The sequence below is a fragment of the Nocardia cyriacigeorgica genome, from assembly GCF_010868145.1.
Classification (GTDB): domain Bacteria; phylum Actinomycetota; class Actinomycetes; order Mycobacteriales; family Mycobacteriaceae; genus Nocardia; species Nocardia cyriacigeorgica_D.
On record NZ_JAAGUY010000022.1, the window covers coordinates 15,689 to 35,673 of the forward strand.

Consider the following 19,985-nt stretch of genomic DNA (forward strand, 5'->3'; position numbering starts at 1 on the left):
ACCGAGCCTGACCTGCTAAGACACGCCGAGGGAAGCGAGTACCCCGGCCAATGCGGCCTCCATGTCCGGCTCCTCGATGCGCATGAGCACCGATTCGTCGACCGCGGTCAGATCCAAGGATTCGTCATTGGCCAGCCGGAATTCGCGCTCCTCCTCGGCCGCCTCGATCACATTGCGGATGAACCGGCCGTTACCGGCCAGGTCGATGCCGCGACGCGGCTGACCGCTCTGGTCGGTGCGTTCGGAGTTGTAGAGCCGGTCGCAGGCCTGCTCGAGTAGCAGCACGGCATTCTGCGACAGCTCCGAATCGCGCGAGGTGGCGATGAGCTTGCCGATTTGTCCCAGCTCAGCCGGGGTGTAGGACGGGAATTGCAGGCGCTTGGCGAAGCGCGAGGCCAGGCCGTCGTTGGCGGCGAGCAGCCGGTCGATCTCACCGTCGTAGCCGGCGATGATCACCACCAACCGGTCGCGGTCGTTCTCCATCCGGGCCAGCAGCGTGTCCACCGCCTCCCGGCCGAACGCGTCACCACCGGACAAACCGGTCTGGATCAGCGTGTATGCCTCGTCGATGAACAGCACACCGTCCATCGCGGTGTCGATCAGCTTGTCGGTCTTGATCGCCGTGCTGCCCAGATGCTGGCCGACGAAATCCATGCGCTTGGCCTCGACCACCTTGTCGGTTTTGAGCAGTCCGACACCGCAGTAGATTTTGGCGACCACCCTGGCGATGGTGGTCTTACCCGTTCCCGGTGGCCCGGTGAAGGCAAGGTGATTGCCGCGCGGAACGCTGGCCATGCCCTTCTCGGCCCGGATCTTGGCCAGCTGCGCCGTCGCCTGCAGCTTCGCCACCTGCGTCTTCACCGCCGCCAAGCCGATCTGCTCATCGAGTTCGGCGCGAGCCTCGGTCAGGATCTTTTTGGCCCGGTCCTCGGCATCGGCGTTCTGCAACTGCTCCACCGACGGTGCCGAGGCCGGATCCCAGCGGTCGGTGCGGGCGTCGATCGACTCCTTGGTGGTGATGGTGATCCGGTAGGTCCGGTCCCGCATGGCGTCGGTATTGGCCGTGAAGTCGGGTGCCTGCGAATACACCTGCTCGAACAGGGCCTGCGCCTCGTCCTCGCCGCCGGTTTCGCGCAGGCACAGGCCGCGGCAGAACATGGCGGTGGTCCGAGCGGCCGGGATCGGGCCGTTCTCGGCCTGCTCCATCCGCCGGATCGCCTCGCCGAACAGTCCGAGCTGGGCGCAGGCCGAACCGACCATGACGTGCGCACCGGTCGCCAGGAAGGGGTCATCCCACTCGGCCGAACCGGCCAGCACCGACATCACATCAGGCCAGCGCTGGGTGTTGAAGTGCAGGACACCGCGGATATAGGCGCTGATCCGGTCGTCGACCTCCCTGTCGGCATCCGACAGCATCCCGGCCCGGTATTCGGCCAGCTCGTCGAGCACTCGCTCGGCCTCGTCGTAATGCTTGTCGGCGATCAACCCTGCGGCGTGAGCGAGCCAGATCTCGGTGTAGCCGGCCAGCGGATAGTCGATGTAGAGGCCCGAGACGAACCGCCCCGCCAGCGCCCGCGCCGGCAGTCCGAGCCTGCGCTGCTCGCGGTAGAGCGTGCTCGTGCTGGTGCGGTGCAGGTTGCGAATCACCTCGTCGGTGACCTCGCCAGCAGCGGCCCGGCCGAGCCAGGCGTCGCACATGGACGGGTCCCATTCGGTCGCACGCTGAAAGGCCAATTTCGCGTACTCGAGATCACGCGTCGATTCCTGTCCATCAATGCTCAGCCCGAGGGACAGGATTCCGGCATCGAAGGCGCGCTGTGCTTGACGGTTGCCGGTCATTGCATGGAACCCCGAAATCTTCATTTACTGCGGCGGACAGGGACGAGTTCGGCTCGACCGCGACAAATATCGCGTCGGCACGGCCTGTCCGATACATTATTGTTCGCTGCCGGTAGGTTGCAACGTGGTCCGACCGGAATATGTCGCCGGTGTTCGCGGATGCGGTCGCCGACGGTTCGACGGGTAGGAATCCGGTCGCGAGTGCCTGAAACGTGCAGGAAAGAACTGGGGTCGTTCGACAATTGACCGAGACGTTGAGCAGCGGCACCGGTACCGCTGAGCCAGAACTGTGCCGAGTTTCCGTCATCGGGGGAAATACTCAGCTCGATGTCGGCCTTCCGGCGAACGTGCCGATCGCGACGTTCATGGGCGACCTGGTCGCCCTTATCGAGTCCCGCGACCCGGCGCCGGCCGACGCCGAAGACGGCGGAGCCCCGCTCCGGACCCAGCACTGGACGCTGGCCCGCCTCGGCCGCGATGCCATCGCGCCGAGCCGCACGCTCACCGAGGCCGAGATCTTCGACGGCGAACTGCTGGTACTGCGTTCGGTGAGTGCCAAGGAAGCGCCCGCGCTGTTCGACGATGTCATCGACGCGGTATCCCGGTTGACCGCCAACGACTTTCGTGGCTGGTCGCCCAGTGCCGCGCGGTGGACCGGCCTGGTCACCGCCGTGATGGCCGTGGTGCTCGCGCTCGCCATATTCGCCGCGGGCCGGGCCGATGGGCTGGGTATCGCCGCTCCGTTCCTGGCCACCGGTGTCGGCATCGGTGCGGCGGTCGCCGCCGCGATCGCGGCCCGCAAGTACGACGACGAGCTCACCGCGGTCTGGTTGTCCTTCGGCGCGCTGCTGCAGCTCTTCGGTGGCGCGGCCCTGTTCGTGCCCGGTGAACTCGGCAGCCCGAATCTGCTGCTCGGCTTTTCGGTGATGCTCGTCGCCGCCGTCGGCATCTATCGCGCCACCGGAACCGGTGCCACGTTGTTCGCCGCCGCGGTGACCGTCGCGGTGTGCGGGGCGGTGGCGGCACTGGTCCGCATGGTGTGGGATCCCGCGCTGCCGAAGATCGGGGCTGGGCTGCTGGTGGCCGCGATCGTGCTGATCTCGGCGGTGCCCCGGCTGTCGGCGGTGCTGGCCCGGCTGCCGGTGCCGCCGGTGCCGACGGCCGGTGGCGCGATCGACCCGGCCGATCACGAACAACGCCCGACCATCGAGGGCATCGGCGCGATCGGTGCCACGGCGTTGCCTTCGGCAGCAGGCCTCGGTCGACGGGCCCGGGTGGCCAACCGTTACCAGACCGGTCTGCTCATCGGCTGTTCGATCGCCGGAGTGATCGGCGCGCTCGGTGCCGCGGACCCGTTCGGCAATCCGCGGTGGCAGGGCATCGCGCTCGCGGTGGTGACCGCCATCATCCTGTGCCTGCGCGGCAGAGCCTTCGCCGACCTCGCCCAAGCTGCCACCCTCATCATCGCGGGCGCGACCATCATCGCCGCTCTGGTGACCGGACTCGCCCTCGGTGGCGGCGATCCGCTGCTCTGCGGTGGACTGCTGCTGGCCCTTGCGGTTTCGGTGGTCGTGTTCGGCGTGCTCGGCCCGCATATCGAGATCACCCCGGTGACGCGGCGTTTCGGTGAGATCTTCGAATATCTGCTGATCTGTACGGTGATCCCGCTGGTGCTGTGGATCATGGGCGTATACGCGATGGCCAGGAACATCTGAGATGGACGACCACTCGTTTGTCGTGAACGGGGCTTCACGAGATCGCCGGAACCAGGGTGTAGCCGGTGGCTGCGGTGTCTGATCGGCCGCCCGCCACCGCGTGTGCTCGCACGACGATAGCGTCGTGGCGCGAAGCGATGGAGTCGGTGTGTTCCGCGGGCAGCGTTCGTCGTGCGTCGGCGGTGCTCGCCACCGCGGTGATGCTCGCGCTGTCCGTATTCGGCTGGCCCGCACCGGTATACGCCCTCGCGCCACCGGAGATCGATCCGGGCGCCCTCGGCGCGGCCACGGCGCTGAGCGGGCGGCCCGCACCACTGGAACCCACCGAGCAGCGGGCGGTGTGCGCCGAACCGGTGCTCAACGGTGGCGCGCCGATCGAACCACCGGTATCGCAGGCCGTTCTCGATCTGCCCGCGGCGTGGCAGTTCAGCCGTGGCGCCGGACAGAAGGTGGCGGTCATCGACACCGGCGTCAACCGCCACCCACGACTGCCCGCGCTACAGGCCGGCGGCGATTACGTGTCCGGTACCGACGGCACCGTCGATTGCGACGGGCACGGCACCCTGGTCGCGGGCATCATCGCGGCGCGGCCGAGCCCCGACGATGCCTTCGCCGGAGTGGCGCCGGAAGCGGAGGTCCTCACCATTCGGCAGTTGAGCCTGGCGTTCGAGGCGAAGGACCGTCGTGGTCCCGAACAAAAGCCGGGCGCTATCGCCAGTGGCGGGTACGGCAATGTGCTCACTCTCGCCGCGGCCGTGGTCCGCGCCGTCGACATGGGTGCCACCGTCATCAACATCTCTGAAGTCGCCTGCGCCGCGGCGGGAGTCGATACCGTCGATGCACCGCTCGGTGCCGCCGTGAAATACGCCCACGACCGCGATATCGTCGTGGTCGCAGCTGCCGGGAACCTGCAGACAGACGGTGCCTGCAAGGCGCAGAACACCGGTTCGGGCTGGCCGGGTGTGCAGACGGTGGCCAGCCCGGCCTGGTTCGACCCGTACGTACTGTCGGTCGCCTCCATCGATCCCAACGGTGTCGTCTCCGAGCTGTCGCTGAACGGCCCATGGATCGGTGTCGCCGCCATCGGACGCCAGATCGTCTCGCTGGACAGCAAACCCGGTGGCACAGGTCTGGTCGACGGCGTGCAGACCGCCGAAGGCATCAGCCCGATCGAGGGAACCAGCTTCGCCGCACCCTACGTCGCCGGCCTGGCGGCACTCGTGCGTTCGCGTTTCCCGGAGCTGACCGCGGCCCAGGTGATCGACCGGATCGAACGCACCGCTCAAGCGCCCGGCCCCGGACGCGACGACCGCATCGGCCACGGTCTGATCGACCCGGTGGCGGCCCTGACCGCCGAACTGCCGGACCAGCCGATCAGCGCGGGCGCCGACGTCGCGAACCCCATGGCACAACCGTGGCGGCCACCCGGTCCGGACCCGCTGCCACGGCGCATTGCCACGATCGGGGCCATCACTTGCCTCGCCGTGCTCGGCATCGGCGCCGCACTGTGGATTCCGTTCCGCCGCAAGAGCGACGACGCCGATATCGCCGACCCCGATCCGGAAGCAACAGAGGGGTAGAGGACCCATGGTTACCGAAGGCTTCGTGCGCCGCCCACGGATCGCGCCTCCCCGCGCGCCCGGTGGAGAGGTCGCGCTGAACTCGCCGCCGGAAATACCGCGACCGCTGCCCGCTCCGCTGTTGATGAAGCTGATGCCGGTGGTGATGCTGGTCGCGGTGGTCGGCATGATCGCGATGATGGCGATGATGGGCCGCAACCTGTTCGCCAATCCGATGATGATGATGTTCCCGATGATGATGATCATGTCGATGGTCGGCATGATGATGGGAATGCGTGGCGGCGGCGGCCCGAAGTCGGCGGCCGAACTCAACGAGGAACGCAAGGACTACTTTCGCTACCTCGACCAGATGCGCAAGGATGTGCGCCGCACCGGCGGAAAGCAGCTGGAGGCGCTGACCTGGAGCCATCCCGAACCGATGGATCTTCTTTCGGTGATTGGCACCAGGCGCATGTGGGAGCGCCGCCCGGCCGACCCCGACTTCGGGCACGTCCGCGTCGGCATCGGCAGCCACCGCCTCGCGACGAAGCTTGCTCGCCCGGAGACCGGCCCGCTCGAGGACCTCGAGCCGGTATCGACGGTGGCGTTGCGGCGCTTCGTTCGCACCCATTCGGTGGTGCACCGGCTGCCGACGGCGGTGTCCCTGCGTGCCTTCCCCGCCATCAATATCGGTGGCGAGCCCGGCGCAGCGCGAACCCTGGTGCGGGCGATGCTGATGGAGCTGGCCGCATTCCACGGGCCCGACCATGTCGCGATCGCCATCGTCTGCGCCGAGCCGGACGGTCCGAGCTGGGAATGGGCGAAATGGCTTCCGCACCTGCAACATCCGACCGCGCGCGACGGTATGGGTTCGGCCCGCATGATGTACGGCTCACTCGGTGAGCTGGAAACCGCGCTGTCGGCGGAATTGATCGAACGCGGCCGGTTCATGCGCAACCCGCAACCGACGCAGGGCAGGCTGCATCTGGTCGTGGTGATCGACGACGGATACGTCAACGGCAGCGAGCGACTGGTCAGCGAATCGGGACTCGATTCGGTGACCGTCCTCGATCTGACCGCACCGGAGGACGGACTTGCGGTGCGCCGCGGCCTCCAGCTGGTAGTCGCCGACGGTGACGTGAGCGCACGCAGCGCGGCAGGAACCGAAAGATTCGCCACCGCCGACGAGGTGAGTGTCGCCGAAGCCACCGCCTTCGGCCGCGGCCTGGCCCGCTACCGGATCGCCACCGCCGCACAGATCGTCAGCCTCGGCGACGAGACCAGGGCCGATCCTGGCCTGATGGCCCTGCTGAAGATCTCCGACGCCGCCCAGATCGAGGCCGCCAAGGTGTGGCGCCCGCGCACTGCCCGTGAACGCCTGCGGGTGCCGATCGGCGTGACCCCCGATGGCACGCCGGTCGAAATCGACATCAAGGAATCGGCCGAGAACGGTATGGGCCCGCACGGTTTGTGCATCGGCGCCACCGGTTCTGGTAAGTCCGAGTTCCTGCGCACCCTGGTGTTGTCGCTGGTCACTACGCATTCACCGGACTACCTCAACCTGGTGCTTGTCGACTTCAAGGGTGGTGCGACCTTCCTCGGTCTCGATCCGCTGCCACACGTCGCGGCGGTCATCACCAACCTCGAGGAAGAACTCTCGATGGTCGACCGGATGAAAGACGCGCTGGCCGGTGAGATGAACCGTCGCCAGGAACTGCTGCGCTCGGCCGGAAATTTCGCCAATGTCACCGAGTACGAGAAGGCTCGCGCCGCGGGCGCCCAGCTCGATCCGCTGCCCGCACTGTTCGTCATCGTCGACGAGTTCTCCGAACTGCTGTCGCAGAAACCCGATTTCGCGGACCTGTTCGTGATGATCGGCCGCCTCGGCCGCTCGCTGCATGTGCACCTGCTGCTCGCTTCTCAGCGTCTGGAGGAGAACAAGCTGCGCGGTCTGGACTCGCACCTGTCCTACCGGATCGGCCTGCGTACCTTCTCCGCCAACGAATCCCGTGCGGTGCTCGGTATCACCGATGCCTATCACCTGCCCGGCATCCCGGGTTCGGGCTACCTCAAGAGCGATGCCGACGATCCGCTGCGCTTCAACGCGACCTATGTGTCCGGTCCCTATGTCTCGCCGACCGGCACTCGTGAGGTCGGTGGCAGCGTCATCGGTGGTCAGTCGCCCGCGGTTTTCACCGCGGGCCCGGTGGAGATCCAGGCCAGGCTCGAGCCCGATCCGCAACCAGCCGCACCGCGCGGCCTGCCGGAGTTGCCCCCGCCACCGGGCGCCGAGACCGCGGACAAGGAAGAGGGCCTACCGGATTCGCTGCTCGAGGTCGTGGTGAAACGACTGACCGGGCACGGCCGTCCGGCGCATGAGGTGTGGCTGCCGCCGCTGGAGGAATCGCCGACGGTGGACATGTTGCTGCCCGATCCGGATTGGCGCTCACCGGTCAATCGGCACGGCCAGCTGTGGATGCCCATCGGCATCATCGACAAGCCCTACGAGCAGCGCCGCGATGTGCTCACCATCAGCCTTGCCGGTGGTCAGGGCAATGTCGCCGTCGTCGGTGGCCCACAGTCGGGCAAGTCGACCACCATGCGAACCATCATCATGGCGGCCGCGGCCACTCATACCCCGGAGCAGGTCCAGTTCTACTGCCTGGACTTCGGTGGTGGCAGCATGACCGGTCTGTCCGGTATCCCGCACGTCGGTTCGGTGGCCGGGCGACTGGACCGCGACCGGGTGCGCCGCACCATCGCCGAGCTGACCTCGCTGCTCACCCAGCGCGAGGAACGCTTCACCGAACTGGGTATCGAGTCGATGGTGGAGTTCCGCCGCCGCAAATACGCCCAGCTCGACGCCGCGGCCACCGGCAACCCCCCGGCACCGGACGACCCGCTCGCCGCCGACCAATTCGGCGATGTCTTCCTGGTCATCGACGGCTGGGCGGCGATGCGCGAGGAGTTCGACACCCTCGAACCGGCCGTCAACGCCATCGCCCAGCAGGGTCTGTCCTACGGCATTCACCTCATCCTCGGCGCCTCGCGCTGGGGTGAGATCCGGCCGGTGATCAAGGATCAGATCGGCACCAGGCTGGAGCTGCGACTGGGTGACCCGTCGGACTCCGAAATGGGCAGACGCACCGCGGCACTGGTACCCGTCGGCCGCCCCGGCCGCGGCCTGACCCCCGATGAACTGCATATGCTGGTCGCGCTGCCGAGGCTGGACTCGGACTCGGATCCGACGACCGTCACCGACGGTGTCGCCACGGCCAAGGAGCAGCTGGTGCAGCTGTGGGGCAGCAGGCGTGCGCCCGAGGTGCGCATGCTGCCACTGGAGATATCCCGCGACCAGGTGCTCGCCATTGCCCGCGCGCACGGCGTTCAGCAGAGCGCGACCAAGGTCGTCGTCGGGCTCGGCGAGAACGAATTGGATCCGTTCATCCTGGATTTCGATGCCGAACCGCACTTCATGGCCTTCGCCGACGTCGAATGCGGCAAGACCACGCTGCTGCGAAACATCGCCATGGGCATCGTCGAGAACTCCGCGCCCGGGGCGGCCAGGATCATCATGATCGACTACCGCCGCAGCCTGCTCGGCGTCGTCCCCGACGAACGGCTCGCGGGGTATTCCACGTCCTCGCAGACCAGCGGCCCGATGATCACCGAACTGAGTCGCTACCTGTCCAAACGGATACCCGGCTCCGACATCACCCCGCAGCAACTGCGCGAGCGCAGCTGGTGGGAGGGCCCGGAAATCTACGTGCTCGTCGACGACTACGACATGATCACCGCGGGCACGAATCCGTTGCTGCCCTTGCTCGAATACCTTCCGCAGGCCCGCGATATCGGCCTGCATCTTGTGGTCACCCGTCGCATCGGCGGCGTCTCGCGCGCGCTCTACGATCACGTTCTCGGCGGCATGAAGAACCTGTCCGTCGACGCGCTGATCATGAGCGGACCCCGTGACGAGGGCAAGCTCATCGGCGACGTCCGCCCGTCCAAACTCCCACCGGGCCGTGGCATACTCGTCTCCCGCACCCGAGGCCAGGAGATGATCCAGATCGCACACCTGCCGCCGCTGTAGTGGACGTCGTGCTCTGATCGTTACCGGCGTGCGTTGCCGGTGCGAATACGGCAGTCGAAGCGCTGTTCAGGCCGGTTTTCAGCCGTGCACCGGAGTGAACATCGGTGCGCGATCCGGCCGGACCGGCACCCACGAATCGGTGCGCCGCTCGAACAAGGCACGCGATGGCCCCTTCGCGTCTTGCCCGGCGATGCGGGCCAGCTGGAAACCCGCTCGATGGTAGTAGGCGTGCAGGTCGGTGTTGGTGGTCCACGCGTCGAGGCGCACCCACTCGCGGCCGTACTCGCGGCCCAGTTCGGCGGCGTGAGCCAGTAGCCTGCGGCCCACCGCACGACCGGCGTAGCGCAGGTCGACGATCATGTAGTGCACGATGACCGCATCGGAGAGCTCGTCGGCGTCCCAGAGACCTTGATCGGCACGGTCGTTCACTGTGATGGTGCCCGCGGGCCTGCCGCAGACCTCGGCGATCCAGGTCTCGCCCGCATCCAGGCAGTTGCCCACCGAGCGGGCGAAGATCTCGATGGGCAAGCCCCGGCCGGCCACGGTCCACTGGTCCGAGCCGCGTGCACTCAGCCAGGCGGTGCGCTGTACCCGAAGCCGGCAGATAGTTCCGAGGTCGCCGAGGACCGCGGGCCGGATGACCATCGGCATGGCTACGCGATGCCGGGCCGATAGGAGCTGCCGAGCATCCGCCGGATGACGGCAGTACCCTCCTCATCGCCTAGTTCATAGGCGAGGCGATTGCGAGTGGCGATGGAACGATGCCTGGTCGCGCGCGTGACACGCTCGTGATCGGCGCCGATCCGAAGATGGTCGAGCAGAACGGTTCCGGTGGCGACTCCGAGCACGATGGCCTCCTCGGCGGTTGCGGGCCGGGCGACGACAGTATCCCGATGCGCGGTCTCGGCGTGGCCACGATCGGCCAGTCGGCGAGTCGTGCCCTCGGGGATGTCGTGTGGTGAGTCGATACCGGTGGCCTCGGCGAGATCACGCGGATAGAAGCTGACCTCCCAGGACCACGGTTCGTTATCCAAATACTGGACGACGGTGCGGGCAAGCACCCAGGAATCGGCCGGAACGCCCAGCCACTGGGCAACTTCCGTACCGGCGGGCTCCATTCGGGCGCTGAATTCCTTGGTCGGTTCACGTTCGGCGGCGCGCGCGATTTCCTCGAAAATGTCATGTGCCGACCGTGGACGATTCGGTCGGATATGATCTGTGACCACAGATTCGAGTACTTCCTGGTTTCGAACCAGAGTTCCCCGGGAAGTAGCTGTGTAGACAAGATTTTCGGTGACGAGAACCTGAATTGCGTTGCGCGCGGTAGTGATCGATACCTGCATCTGACCGGCCAGCTCGGCATGACTGGGCAGTCGGTCACCCGGCTTCCACCTGCCTGCGCGGATCTCCTCGCGGAGGAGGTCTGCGATCCGGTGATACGTCGGACCGTCCGCCATCTTGCTCCTCGGTTGGTCGTGCAGGTAACGAAGTGTACACTTTTCGGCCCACTACGGCCCGATTACGCTTGACAGGGGTTTTCCGAGGTTTATTGTAATGAACGTACTGATCCGGTGTTGTGCGGCGATGACGGCGAGGCAACCGTGGCAGGTTCGGATACAACAGTCGTAATGGCTCTTCCCGGCACTCAGCGCAGTGCGGATCCGGTGGCGCAGACCCAGATCTCCGGGCCGCTGCCGACCTCGGATCTACTTGTCAGAGCGTGTCGAGGGCACCGTGTTATCGGCGGCCAACTGCTCTGGTACGCCCGTGACCTGGCGATATTGCATGAAAGACGGCTCGTCGGACGGGGCGGCTCGATCGATACCAGCCCCGCGACCGTCGTCGAAATCGAGCGCCGCCGAGGCGAATTGGTGCTTGCGATCGACGACTGGGTGGTGCGCAACGTGCCCCAGCATCGGCTGGGCGCCACTCTGCATACCGAGACCATCGGCGCGGTGATCGACCGGCTGGCCGAATCATCGGTGCGCGCCCATCACGCGTTGATGACCCTCGACGCGCACGATGAGCTGCTCCATATCGCCTGGCATCATCTGGCGGAGCTGGCCGACGCCTACGACGACCTGGTCCGCGACGTGCTGGCCGGACGGCGCAGACTTCCCGAATGGTGAGCTAGGCGTACCTCCGCATTCGCTGCGGCCATGCGCGGCTGACGACGGACTGCGTCCGGCAGCGCCCGCTAGCTGGGCCGCGGACGCTGTCGACCGGCCGCCGCTCGCGTCAACCTCGATATCGACGGTGGTCGGTGGCGAAATCGTCCGCGACGGTTGCCGCGAGTTCCACATACGCCCGTTTTGTCTGTTTGTGTAGCCGGTGTAGATCGATTTCCGCGCCCTCGGACATATGTGGGTCGAACGGGATGATGTGCACCGCGCGGCAGCGGGACAGGAAGTACTCACGCAATTGCTGGATGCCGACATTGGGTGAGCCGGAACGCGGAGAGTTGATCACCACCACCGCGTTTCGCACCAGATGGTCGTGGCCGTGCAGCGACAACCAGTCCAGCGTCGCGGCCGCACTGCGGGCGCCGTCGATCGCGGGGGAGGAGATCAGCACCAGTGAATGCGCCAGCTCCAGCACGCCCGCCATCGCCGAGTGCATCAGACCGGTGCCGCAGTCGGTGAGGATGATGTTGTAGAAGCGCTGCAGAATACGCGCCACCGAGCGATATTCGTCCTCGTTGAATGCCTCGGACGCCGCCGGATCACGTTCACTGGCAAGCACTTCCAGCCGACTGGTGGCCTGCGAGGTATGCCTGCGGACATCGGAATAGCGCTGGATCGAAGAATCGAGCAGCAGATCACGCACCGTCGACCGGGTCTGCAGCGGCACCCGCTGCGACAACGTCCCGAAGTCCGGGTTCGCGTCGACGGCGATCACCCGGTCGCCACGGATCGAGGCGAAGGTGGAGCCGATACCCATTGTGGTCGTGGTCTTTCCGACGCCACCCTTCAGGGAGAGCACCGCGATGCGGTAATCGCCGCGCACCGGCTGCCGGATACGGGCTACCAACTCCTGGAGCCTGCGCTCCTCGGCAGACATGCCCGGATTGATGGCGCCGCCGGAGACATGATGTACGGCCTTACGCCAGCCCGAGCCTGCCGCTTTCTTGGTCGCGCGCCCGCGGATCGGCACGTTGTCCAGCGAAGGGGACATCCCGGGCTGCTGCCCTTGGCCGCCCTGCCACTGTTCCTGCGGCGGTCCCTGGTCGGCGGGTCCACGCCACTGTTGCTGTGGTGGGCCCGAATGCTGGGGCGCCACCGGATGCTGTGGCATCGAATGATGTTGGGGTGCCGAGTGCGGTGGGGTGGGGTGCGATGCGTCCGGATGCTGCTGTGGGCCTGGTGCCTGTGCATAACCGTGCGGACCTGGCATCTGGGCGCTCGGGGCATGCATGCCGGCCTGGTTGCGTGGTCCCGGCTGTGGGGGCGTGTCCGGCCCTGGTGCGACGGGGCTCTGCCACTGTGGAGCCGGGGGTTGCGCCGGACGACCCTGCTGGTCAGCAGGGGTTTGCCCGCTCTGCCACTGTTCCGGGGCAGGATTCGCCTCGCGGCCGGCCCCGTCGAAGGCGCGCAGTGGCTGGGCTGCCAACGCTGCTCGCAGTGCGGCGTCCGCGCCGGATTGCGCGGTGCGCCGCTGCTGTTTCGGCGCCGGGTTCGGCGCCGGCTCGGTACCGGTGACCGGTGCGGGCGGATGGGGCAGCCGATGATCGAAGCCCGAGGTGTGGGCAGCCGGCCCGGCGTGCGGTCCCCGCGCTCGATCCGGGGTATCGCTGTGCGGCGGTACGGAGCCGTCCGTTGCGCTGAATTGTTGTCCTGCCTGCTGCTCGCGCGGCTGCGGCGGTAGGTCGGCGCCCGTGGCGACCGAACGCGGCGCCTGTTCCTCTAATGACGCGTTGGCGGGTTGGGACTCGACCTCGGCCGCCAAGCGGTGACGACCGCGCGTGACCGACACGGCGTCGTCTGCCGGGTCGAGCCGACCGGCCTCGGCACGGTTCCGGTCGCCGACGTTCTCGGCGGGTCCGGCCTTGGCGTGCTGGGTGTCGGGCTCGAGGGTCGGCGTGCCGGGTCCCGAATGTGCCGACGAGGCCGAGGAACTCGTGGCGAGCTGAGGATCGCTCGTGTGTACGTCCGCCGGCGCGTTGTTCGGGCGGAGGGCCGGTGCCGACTCATCGGCCGGAACCGCCGCCCGCGGCTCGTCGGCGGGCTCGGCCGGTGCAGAGTCGGCCGGGTGTGCGGATGCGCGCGCCTCGGATTCGCCGGGCGCGGCCGGCAGGTCCGGCAGCCGCTGCAGCGGACGCTGGGCAGTGGGCTGCTCGGGCGCGGTCGTCGGTCCGAGCCACGCCGGTGGAGCATCGGTCGTGGTGGCCGAGTCGGAGGCAGTAGGCGCCGAGACGGAATCGACGGGGCGCGAGTCGGTCGCATTCGACGGCCGAGCTGTCTCGACGGCTTGCGGTGCCTCCGGCGTCGTGCCGCCGTCGACACTCGGCTCGCTGTCGCCGCGTGGTCCTTCCAACCACGACGGCGGTTCGGTCGCGTTGTGCGACCCACCGGTCGCAGGCCCCTGGTCAGCATGTGGTGCCTGAGCCGCACTGTCGATGGGCGGAGCCTGCGGCTCGGGTTGCCCCGCATCGAAGTCGGGCCGCGGCCGCGGAGTCTGCTGATCGGGCATCGAGGTCTCGCGCCGTGACGCGGCCGCGGATTCCGCCGAAACGCCGATGGACGGCTCCACGGGCGGCGGGACCGGCTGTCCTGCGCTGCTTCCGGCATTCGGATGTGGCGCAGGGGTTCGGCCGTCGACCGGGCTCGGTCGTTCCGGCTGCTGGGGTGCGACCGGCTGGGGCGGCGCGACGGGAGGCTGAGGCGGAGTGACAGGAGTTCGCGGCGGTGTCGTCGCGGCCTGCGGTGGAGCAACCGGAGCCTGCGGTGGGGGTGGCGGGGGCAGATCCGGGCGCGGGCCCAGATGCACCGTCGCCTCGGTCGAGACGGGCGCCTGATCGGCCGGGACTTGCGGCGGGCGCGGGCCGAGCGGCCGGAAGTCGGCAGGCGGTTCGCTCGGGGTGCGGGTGGGCAGGTGCGGTGCCGGACGCTCGCCGGTCTGCGCGGGACCCTGTTGCCAGGAGTTGTCGGGTGCCGGATGGTACGGCTGTTGCTGGGCCGGGGCCGACTGGTAGGGGTCGGCCGGGCGAGTATTCGGGCCTTGCGGGCGGTCCGAGGGGCCGTAGTCGGAGGGTGCCGGGCGCTGCTCGGGCATCGGCGCGCTCTGCCACCGGTCACCCGGTCCGTCGGTGTTCACCGGCGGGTTCGACCACTGATCACCGGGTCGGTCGGTCTGGTGCGGCGGGTTCGACCACTGATCGTTCGGGGGCGGTGCGCGGTGCCCGGTGTCGGCCTCGTCGTCGAACTGATCGGCGACCCGCTGATCCTCGTTCTTGTCGCGGCGCCAGGGCTTGCGCTTCTTCTCCTTGCGCGGGCCGGGCGCATCGGAACGGTCGGCTTCGGGAGCGGGCCGCTTGAACCTCCGCTTGGGCGCGGGGGTGTCGGAGATCAAATCGTCGTGCGGAAGGTTCTCGACCGGTGGCGCATGGTAATCGGTCTGCTGGCCGACCTGGGTGACCTCGCTGTCGGAGAGCCACGGTGGCAGCATGGGGAGGCCGTCATTGCTGCGGCTCACGCATCCCCCCTCTGATGTGCTGGACCTCGGACAGCGGTCAGTTTACGCGACAGCCGGGTCCCGGCGCGGGGCAGGCGATGCGTCATTGGGAAGGCGTACGACGCCGCGTGCGGGGCGCGTTTTGCCCGATCCGACGCGTGCCGGTAAGCTTGAGCGGCGGTGCACCTATGCGCCGACTGTTTGCGTGCGACCGGTCAGTTCACGACCGACCAGTTTCATCAGGACAGTTACCACCAATCAGACCAGGTTGAGCATAACCGGGATCGCGGAGGACATGGCGAAGAAGGACGGGGCCATCGAGGTCGAGGGTCGAGTTGTCGAGCCGCTGCCCAATGCGATGTTCCGGATCGAGCTCGAGAACGGGCACAAGGTTCTCGCGCACATCAGCGGCAAGATGCGGCAGCACTACATCCGCATCCTGCCTGAGGACCGCGTTGTCGTCGAGCTTTCGCCCTACGACTTGTCCCGCGGCCGCATCGTTTACCGCTACAAGTGAGTGGGTGCGCCGCGAGCGCACCCCCGAAGATTTCCCCGGTCGTGCCCGGCCGGGGACAACTGTGTTCCCACCCAGGTGCGAACACCAACAAGATTGGACGGACGTGAAGGTTCAGCCGAGCGTCAAGAAGATCTGCGAGAAGTGCAAGGTGATCCGCCGTAACGGCCGGGTCATGGTGATCTGCGAGAACCTGCGTCACAAGCAGCGTCAGGGCTGACACCAGCCAAGCACCGAACGCGGTTCGGATTGGCACACCAATTGAATGGGGCGAGCGTGACTCGCCCGCGAAGAACTCCCAGATCCAGCCGTGCACTGTGGAATTTCGGGTTCACCCCCGAGGTGCGCGTGCCAACCCCCGGTACGGAGGCCGGGGCCCCGCCACGACGAGGGGACGGACAGGGAGCAGACCTCCGCAACGATTAAGGAACTGCCACATGGCACGTCTCATGGGCGTCGACCTCCCGCGCGAAAAGCGCATGGAGATCGCACTGACCTACATTTTCGGTATCGGCCGTACCCGCGCCAAGGAAATCCTGGCGGCGACCTCGGTCAGCCCGGATCTGCGGTCGAAGGATCTGACCGACGACGACCTGACCAAGCTCCGCGACTACATCGAAGCGTCGGAGTTCAAGGTCGAGGGTGACCTGCGCCGTGAGGTGCAGGCCGACATTCGTCGCAAGATCGAGATCGGCTGCTACCAGGGCCTGCGTCACCGTCGCCACCTTCCGGTGCGCGGCCAGCGCACCAAGACCAACGCGCGTACGCGTAAGGGTCCGAAGAAGACCGTCGCCGGCAAGAAGAAGTAGGGATAACCGATGCCTCCGAAGTCACGGGCCTCCGGCCCCAAGAAGACCCAGAAGTCGCGTCGCCGGGAAAAGAAGAACGTCCCGCACGGTCACGCGCACATCAAGTCCACGTTCAACAACACGATCGTGTCGATCACCGATCCGTCCGGCAACGTCATCTCCTGGGCGTCCTCGGGCCACGTCGGTTTCAAGGGCTCGCGCAAGTCGACTCCGTTCGCCGCGCAGCTCGCCGCCGAGAACGCTGCCCGCAAGGCGCAGGAGAACGGCGTCAAGAAGGTCGACGTGTTCGTCAAGGGCCCGGGTTCGGGCCGCGAGACCGCGATCCGTTCGCTGCAGGCCGCAGGCCTGGAAGTGGGCACGATCTCCGATGTCACCCCGCAGCCGCACAACGGCTGCCGTCCGCCCAAGCGGCGTCGCGTCTAACGGGAAAGGAAGGTAGACCACAATGGCCCGTTACACCGGACCCGCAACGCGCAAGAGCCGTCGCCTCCGCGTCGACCTGGTCGGCGGCGACCAGGCGTTCGAACGTCGCCCCTACCCGCCCGGCCAGCACGGCCGTGCGCGGATCAAGGAGAGCGAATACCTGCTCCAGCTGCAGGAGAAGCAGAAGGCTCGCTTCTCCTACGGCGTGATGGAGAAGCAGTTCCGCCGGTACTACGAAGAGGCCAACCGCCTCAAGGGCAAGACCGGTGACAACCTGCTTCGCCTGCTCGAGACCCGTCTGGACAACGTCGTGTACCGCGCCGGTCTGGCGCGCACCCGTCGCCAGGCCCGCCAGCTGGTCAGCCACGGCCACTTCCTGGTGAACAACCGGAAGGTGGATGTTCCCTCCTTCCGCGTCACCCAGTACGACATCATCGATGTCAAGGAGAAGTCGCTGGGCACGCTGCCGTTCCAGGTGGCGCGCGAGACCGTCGGTGACCGTCCGGTCCCCGGCTGGCTCCAGGTCATCCCTGGCCGCCTGCGCATCCTGGTTCACCAGGAGCCCGAGCGCGCCCAGATCGATGTGCCGCTGCAGGAACAGCTGATCGTCGAGTACTACTCGAAGTAACGGCTGAGCCGCTGGTGCTCGATCGCCCACCTACGGGCGGTCGAGCACAACCCCTGAGACGAGGCGTCAAATAGCGGGCGCCCAAAAAGGAGGATGATCCATATGCTGATTTCCCAGCGTCCGACCCTGACCGAAGAGGTCGTGGCGGAGAACCGCTCGAAGTTCACCATCGAACCCCTCGAGCCGGGCTTCGGTTACACCCTCGGCAACTCGCTGCGCCGTACCCTGCTGTCCTCGATTCCGGGGGCCGCGGTGACGAGCATCCGTATCGACGGCGTCCTGCACGAGTTCACCACCGTCCCCGGTGTGAAGGAGGATGTCACCGACATCATCCTGAACCTCAAGGGTCTGGTCGTGTCCTCGGAGGAGGACGAGCCGGTCACCATGTACCTGCGCAAGCAGGGCCCGGGGACCGTCACCGCCGATGACATCGTCCCGCCGGCCGGCGTCGTCGTGCACAACCCGGACATGCACATCGCCACCCTGAACGACAAGGGCAAGCTCGAGATCGAGCTCGTCGTCGAGCGCGGTCGCGGTTATGTCCCGGCGGTGCAGAACAAGGCGTCCGGTGCGGAAATCGGCCGGATCCCGGTGGACTCGATCTACTCCCCGGTGCTCAAGGTGACCTACAAGGTCGAGGCCACCCGTGTCGAGCAGCGCACCGACTTCGACCGGCTCATCCTGGACGTGGAGACCAAGAACTCCATCAGCGCCAGGGACGCGCTCGCCTCGGCGGGCAAGACCCTGGTCGAGCTCTTCGGCCTGGCCCGTGAGCTGAACGTCGAAGCCGAAGGCATCGAGATCGGCCCCTCGCCGGCCGAGGCGGATCACATCGCCTCGTTCGGTCTGCCGATCGAGGATCTCGACCTGACGGTCCGGTCCTACAACTGCCTCAAGCGCGAGGGTGTGCACACCGTCGGCGAGCTGGTCGCACGCACCGAATCGGATCTGCTGGACATCCGTAACTTCGGCCAGAAGTCCATCGACGAGGTCAAGGTCAAGCTGCACGCGCTCGGCCTCTCGCTCAAGGACAGCCCGGCCTCGTTCGACCCCTCCAGTGTGGTGGGTTACGACGCGGCCACCGGTACCTGGTCCGACAGCGGCAATTTCAGCGACAACGATGGCGGCGAGCAGGACTACGCCGAAACCGAACAGCTCTAGGCCTCTGGGGTAGGCGCCCCGGAACGGCCTCACACAAGGAGAACCAACAATGCCCAAGCCCAAGAAGGGTGCCCGCTTCGGCGGGTCGGCGTCGCACCAGAAGGCGATCTTCGCCAATCTGGCTACGGCGCTCTTCGAGCACGGTCGGATCACGACCACCGAGGCCAAGGCCAAGGCGCTGCGCCCGTACGCCGAGAAGCTTGTCACCAAGGCGAAGGGCGGCACCCTTGCCGACCGTCGCGAGGTGCTCAAGGTGATCCGCAACAAGGACATCGTGCACTCGCTCTTCGCCGAGATCGGTCCCTCGTTCGAGGGTCGCGAGGGTGGCTACACCCGCATCATCAAGGCGATGCCCCGCAAGGGTGACAACGCTCCGATGGCGATCATCGAGCTGGTCCGCGGCGAGACCGTGACCAAGGAAGCCGATCGCGCCCGTCGCGTTGCCGCGTCCAAGCAGGCCGAGGCGCCCGTCGCCGAAGCTGCCGAGGACACGGCCGCCGAGGCTGCCGAGGAGAAGGCTGAGGCTCCCGAGGCCGAGGCCACCGCGGACGAGAAGGCCGACGACAAGGCGTGAGTCGTGATCCCGGTTCGCCGGGATACGCGCGACGCGTTGAATACGCCGAACGAGCCCGCCTACCCGTTCCCGGGTGGGCGGGCTCGTTCATTTTTCGAGGAGGCCGTGGTGAACGGGCAGGATGGGAATGAGGTCGAGGCGCCGGAGACCGCCCGGTTCCGGCTCGACATCAGCTATGACGGTACGGAGTTCATCGGCTGGGCCCGTCAGCCCGGACTGCGCACCGTGCAGGGCGTGCTCGAGGAATCCCTGGGCAAGGTGCTGCGGGAGACGGTCCAGTTGACTGTGGCCGGGCGCACCGACGCGGGTGTGCACGCCGAAGGTCAGGTCGCTCATTTCGACACCACCGCAGAGATCGACACAGCCAAACTCGTCCACCGCATGGCCCGATTCCTGCCGAAGGATGTGCGCCTCAAGGACATTCGCGTGGCGCCGGCTGATTTCGACGCCCGTTTCTCGGCCATCCGCCGCCACTACGCCTACCGGCTGACCACCGCCCGCTACGGCGCCGAACCCCTGCAGGCCCGCGGCGTGGTGCCGTGCCGCCCCGAGGTAGATCTGCAGGCCATGCGTGCTGCCTCGCGAAACCTGCTCGGACTGCACGATTTCGCCGCCTTCTGCCGCAGGCGTGAGGGCGCGACTACTGTGCGTGAACTGCAGCGATTCGAATGGACCCGCGAGGGCGATCTGCTGACCGCCTATGTCAGCGCGGACGCGTTCTGCTGGTCGATGGTGCGCAGCCTGGTGGGTGCGATCCTGGCGGTGGGGGAGGGGCGCCGGACGCCGGAGTGGACGGCCGAGCTGCTGAACGAGCGCAGCCGTTCCAGCGCCGTGACGGTGGCACCCGCCCATGGGCTGAGCCTGATTGCCGTCGACTATCCGGCCGATGCCGATCTGGCGGCACGCAACGCGCAGACCCGGGAGCTGCGGACGGTTCCCGTGGAGGGCGGTTGCTGCGGCAGCTGAACGAGCCGCGGAAATAAACTCGCCCGCACCGTAGTTC

General features: G+C 67.3%; 16 protein-coding genes and 1 pseudogene. 12 read left to right on the plus strand and 5 right to left on the minus strand.

Annotated elements, in window-relative coordinates:
* Nucleotides 1-15: 15 nt before the first annotated feature.
* The gene (eccA, locus tag GV792_RS21955) at nt 16-1,839 is read right to left on the minus strand and encodes a type VII secretion AAA-ATPase EccA (protein WP_163826180.1); all 1,824 of its coding nucleotides are present in this window, start codon (nt 1,837-1,839) and stop codon (nt 16-18) included.
* Nucleotides 1,840-2,081: 242 nt separating this feature from the next.
* Between eccA and eccD the strand changes: the two genes are divergently transcribed.
* The 3 genes from eccD (at nt 2,082) to eccCa (ending at nt 9,203) form a co-directional block, all read left to right on the plus strand.
* Nucleotides 2,082-3,554 (plus strand): type VII secretion integral membrane protein EccD, encoded by a 1,473-nt coding sequence (gene eccD, locus GV792_RS21960; protein ID WP_178124437.1) that lies wholly within the window; start codon nt 2,082-2,084, stop codon nt 3,552-3,554.
* A gap of 200 nt (nt 3,555-3,754) precedes the next feature.
* Nucleotides 3,755-5,134 carry a type VII secretion-associated serine protease mycosin gene (mycP, locus tag GV792_RS21965; protein ID WP_306044022.1) on the plus strand — a complete coding sequence of 460 codons (1,380 nt, stop codon included), beginning with the start codon at nt 3,755-3,757 and terminating at the stop codon, nt 5,132-5,134.
* Between the two features lie 7 nt (nt 5,135-5,141).
* Nucleotides 5,142-9,203 (plus strand): type VII secretion protein EccCa, encoded by a 4,062-nt coding sequence (eccCa, locus tag GV792_RS21970; RefSeq protein ID WP_163826181.1) that lies wholly within the window; start codon nt 5,142-5,144, stop codon nt 9,201-9,203.
* Between the two features lie 78 nt (nt 9,204-9,281).
* Here the strand turns inward: eccCa and GV792_RS21975 are convergent, their stop codons facing one another.
* From GV792_RS21975 to GV792_RS29815, 3 genes and pseudogenes are all read right to left on the minus strand, one after another.
* A complete protein-coding gene (locus tag GV792_RS21975) occupies nt 9,282-9,854 on the minus strand; it encodes a GNAT family N-acetyltransferase (protein WP_163826182.1) in 573 nt (190 codons plus the stop codon).
* A gap of 2 nt (nt 9,855-9,856) precedes the next feature.
* Nucleotides 9,857-10,321 (minus strand): UTRA domain-containing protein, encoded by a 465-nt coding sequence (locus GV792_RS29810; RefSeq protein WP_256668570.1) that lies wholly within the window; start codon nt 10,319-10,321, stop codon nt 9,857-9,859.
* Nucleotides 10,322-10,465: 144 nt separating this feature from the next.
* Nucleotides 10,466-10,660: pseudogene (locus GV792_RS29815) on the minus strand (winged helix-turn-helix domain-containing protein); the annotation flags it as partial.
* 171 nt (nt 10,661-10,831) lie between these two features.
* Between GV792_RS29815 and GV792_RS21985 the strand changes: the two are divergent.
* Nucleotides 10,832-11,332, plus strand: coding sequence for a DUF4254 domain-containing protein (locus tag GV792_RS21985; protein WP_163826184.1), 501 nt, complete (start codon nt 10,832-10,834; stop codon nt 11,330-11,332).
* A gap of 109 nt (nt 11,333-11,441) precedes the next feature.
* Here GV792_RS21985 and GV792_RS30145 read toward each other — a convergent pair whose 3' ends face one another.
* A complete protein-coding gene (locus tag GV792_RS30145) occupies nt 11,442-14,894 on the minus strand; it encodes a MinD/ParA family ATP-binding protein (protein ID WP_309139142.1) in 3,453 nt (1,150 codons plus the stop codon).
* A 274-nt stretch (nt 14,895-15,168) separates the two neighbouring features.
* On the opposite strand from GV792_RS30145, the gene infA reads away from it, so the two are divergent.
* The 8 genes from infA (at nt 15,169) to truA (ending at nt 19,948) form a co-directional block, all read left to right on the plus strand.
* The gene (gene infA / locus GV792_RS21995) at nt 15,169-15,390 is read left to right on the plus strand and encodes a translation initiation factor IF-1 (protein WP_003418601.1); all 222 of its coding nucleotides are present in this window, start codon (nt 15,169-15,171) and stop codon (nt 15,388-15,390) included.
* A 103-nt stretch (nt 15,391-15,493) separates the two neighbouring features.
* Nucleotides 15,494-15,607, plus strand: coding sequence for a 50S ribosomal protein L36 (gene rpmJ / locus GV792_RS29820; protein WP_003938068.1), 114 nt, complete (start codon nt 15,494-15,496; stop codon nt 15,605-15,607).
* Between the two features lie 217 nt (nt 15,608-15,824).
* Nucleotides 15,825-16,196, plus strand: coding sequence for a 30S ribosomal protein S13 (gene rpsM / locus GV792_RS22005; protein ID WP_014349146.1), 372 nt, complete (start codon nt 15,825-15,827; stop codon nt 16,194-16,196).
* 9 nt (nt 16,197-16,205) lie between these two features.
* Entirely contained in the window at nt 16,206-16,619 is a 414-nt protein-coding gene (gene rpsK / locus GV792_RS22010) for a 30S ribosomal protein S11 (protein ID WP_014349147.1), read from the plus strand.
* 22 nt (nt 16,620-16,641) lie between these two features.
* Nucleotides 16,642-17,247: a 30S ribosomal protein S4 gene (gene rpsD / locus GV792_RS22015; RefSeq protein ID WP_163826185.1), complete on the plus strand. Its 606-nt coding sequence runs from the start codon at nt 16,642-16,644 to the stop codon at nt 17,245-17,247.
* A 102-nt stretch (nt 17,248-17,349) separates the two neighbouring features.
* Nucleotides 17,350-18,408, plus strand: coding sequence for a DNA-directed RNA polymerase subunit alpha (locus GV792_RS22020; protein WP_163826186.1), 1,059 nt, complete (start codon nt 17,350-17,352; stop codon nt 18,406-18,408).
* Between the two features lie 49 nt (nt 18,409-18,457).
* Nucleotides 18,458-18,982, plus strand: coding sequence for a 50S ribosomal protein L17 (gene rplQ / locus GV792_RS22025; RefSeq protein WP_163826187.1), 525 nt, complete (start codon nt 18,458-18,460; stop codon nt 18,980-18,982).
* A 108-nt stretch (nt 18,983-19,090) separates the two neighbouring features.
* Nucleotides 19,091-19,948 carry a tRNA pseudouridine(38-40) synthase TruA gene (gene truA, locus GV792_RS22030; protein ID WP_163826188.1) on the plus strand — a complete coding sequence of 286 codons (858 nt, stop codon included), beginning with the start codon at nt 19,091-19,093 and terminating at the stop codon, nt 19,946-19,948.
* The last annotated feature ends 37 nt before the right edge of the window (nt 19,949-19,985 follow it).

Excerpts from the sequence above, each read along its gene's own strand:
- eccA (WP_163826180.1), bottom strand. The coding sequence starts at position 1,839 with ATGACCGGCAACCGTCAAGCACAGCGCGCCTTCGATGCCGGAATCCTG.
- mycP (WP_306044022.1), top strand. The coding sequence starts at position 3,755 with ATGCTCGCGCTGTCCGTATTCGGCTGGCCCGCACCGGTATACGCCCTC.
- eccCa (WP_163826181.1), top strand. The coding sequence starts at position 5,142 with ATGGTTACCGAAGGCTTCGTGCGCCGCCCACGGATCGCGCCTCCCCGC.
- GV792_RS21975 (WP_163826182.1), bottom strand. The coding sequence starts at position 9,854 with ATGCCGATGGTCATCCGGCCCGCGGTCCTCGGCGACCTCGGAACTATC.
- GV792_RS29810 (WP_256668570.1), bottom strand. The coding sequence starts at position 10,321 with ATGGAGCCCGCCGGTACGGAAGTTGCCCAGTGGCTGGGCGTTCCGGCC.
- GV792_RS21985 (WP_163826184.1), top strand. The coding sequence starts at position 10,832 with ATGGCTCTTCCCGGCACTCAGCGCAGTGCGGATCCGGTGGCGCAGACC.
- infA (WP_003418601.1), top strand. The coding sequence starts at position 15,169 with ATGGCGAAGAAGGACGGGGCCATCGAGGTCGAGGGTCGAGTTGTCGAG.
- rpsM (WP_014349146.1), top strand. The coding sequence starts at position 15,825 with ATGGCACGTCTCATGGGCGTCGACCTCCCGCGCGAAAAGCGCATGGAG.
- rpsK (WP_014349147.1), top strand. The coding sequence starts at position 16,206 with ATGCCTCCGAAGTCACGGGCCTCCGGCCCCAAGAAGACCCAGAAGTCG.
- rpsD (WP_163826185.1), top strand. The coding sequence starts at position 16,642 with ATGGCCCGTTACACCGGACCCGCAACGCGCAAGAGCCGTCGCCTCCGC.
- GV792_RS22020 (WP_163826186.1), top strand. The coding sequence starts at position 17,350 with ATGCTGATTTCCCAGCGTCCGACCCTGACCGAAGAGGTCGTGGCGGAG.
- rplQ (WP_163826187.1), top strand. The coding sequence starts at position 18,458 with ATGCCCAAGCCCAAGAAGGGTGCCCGCTTCGGCGGGTCGGCGTCGCAC.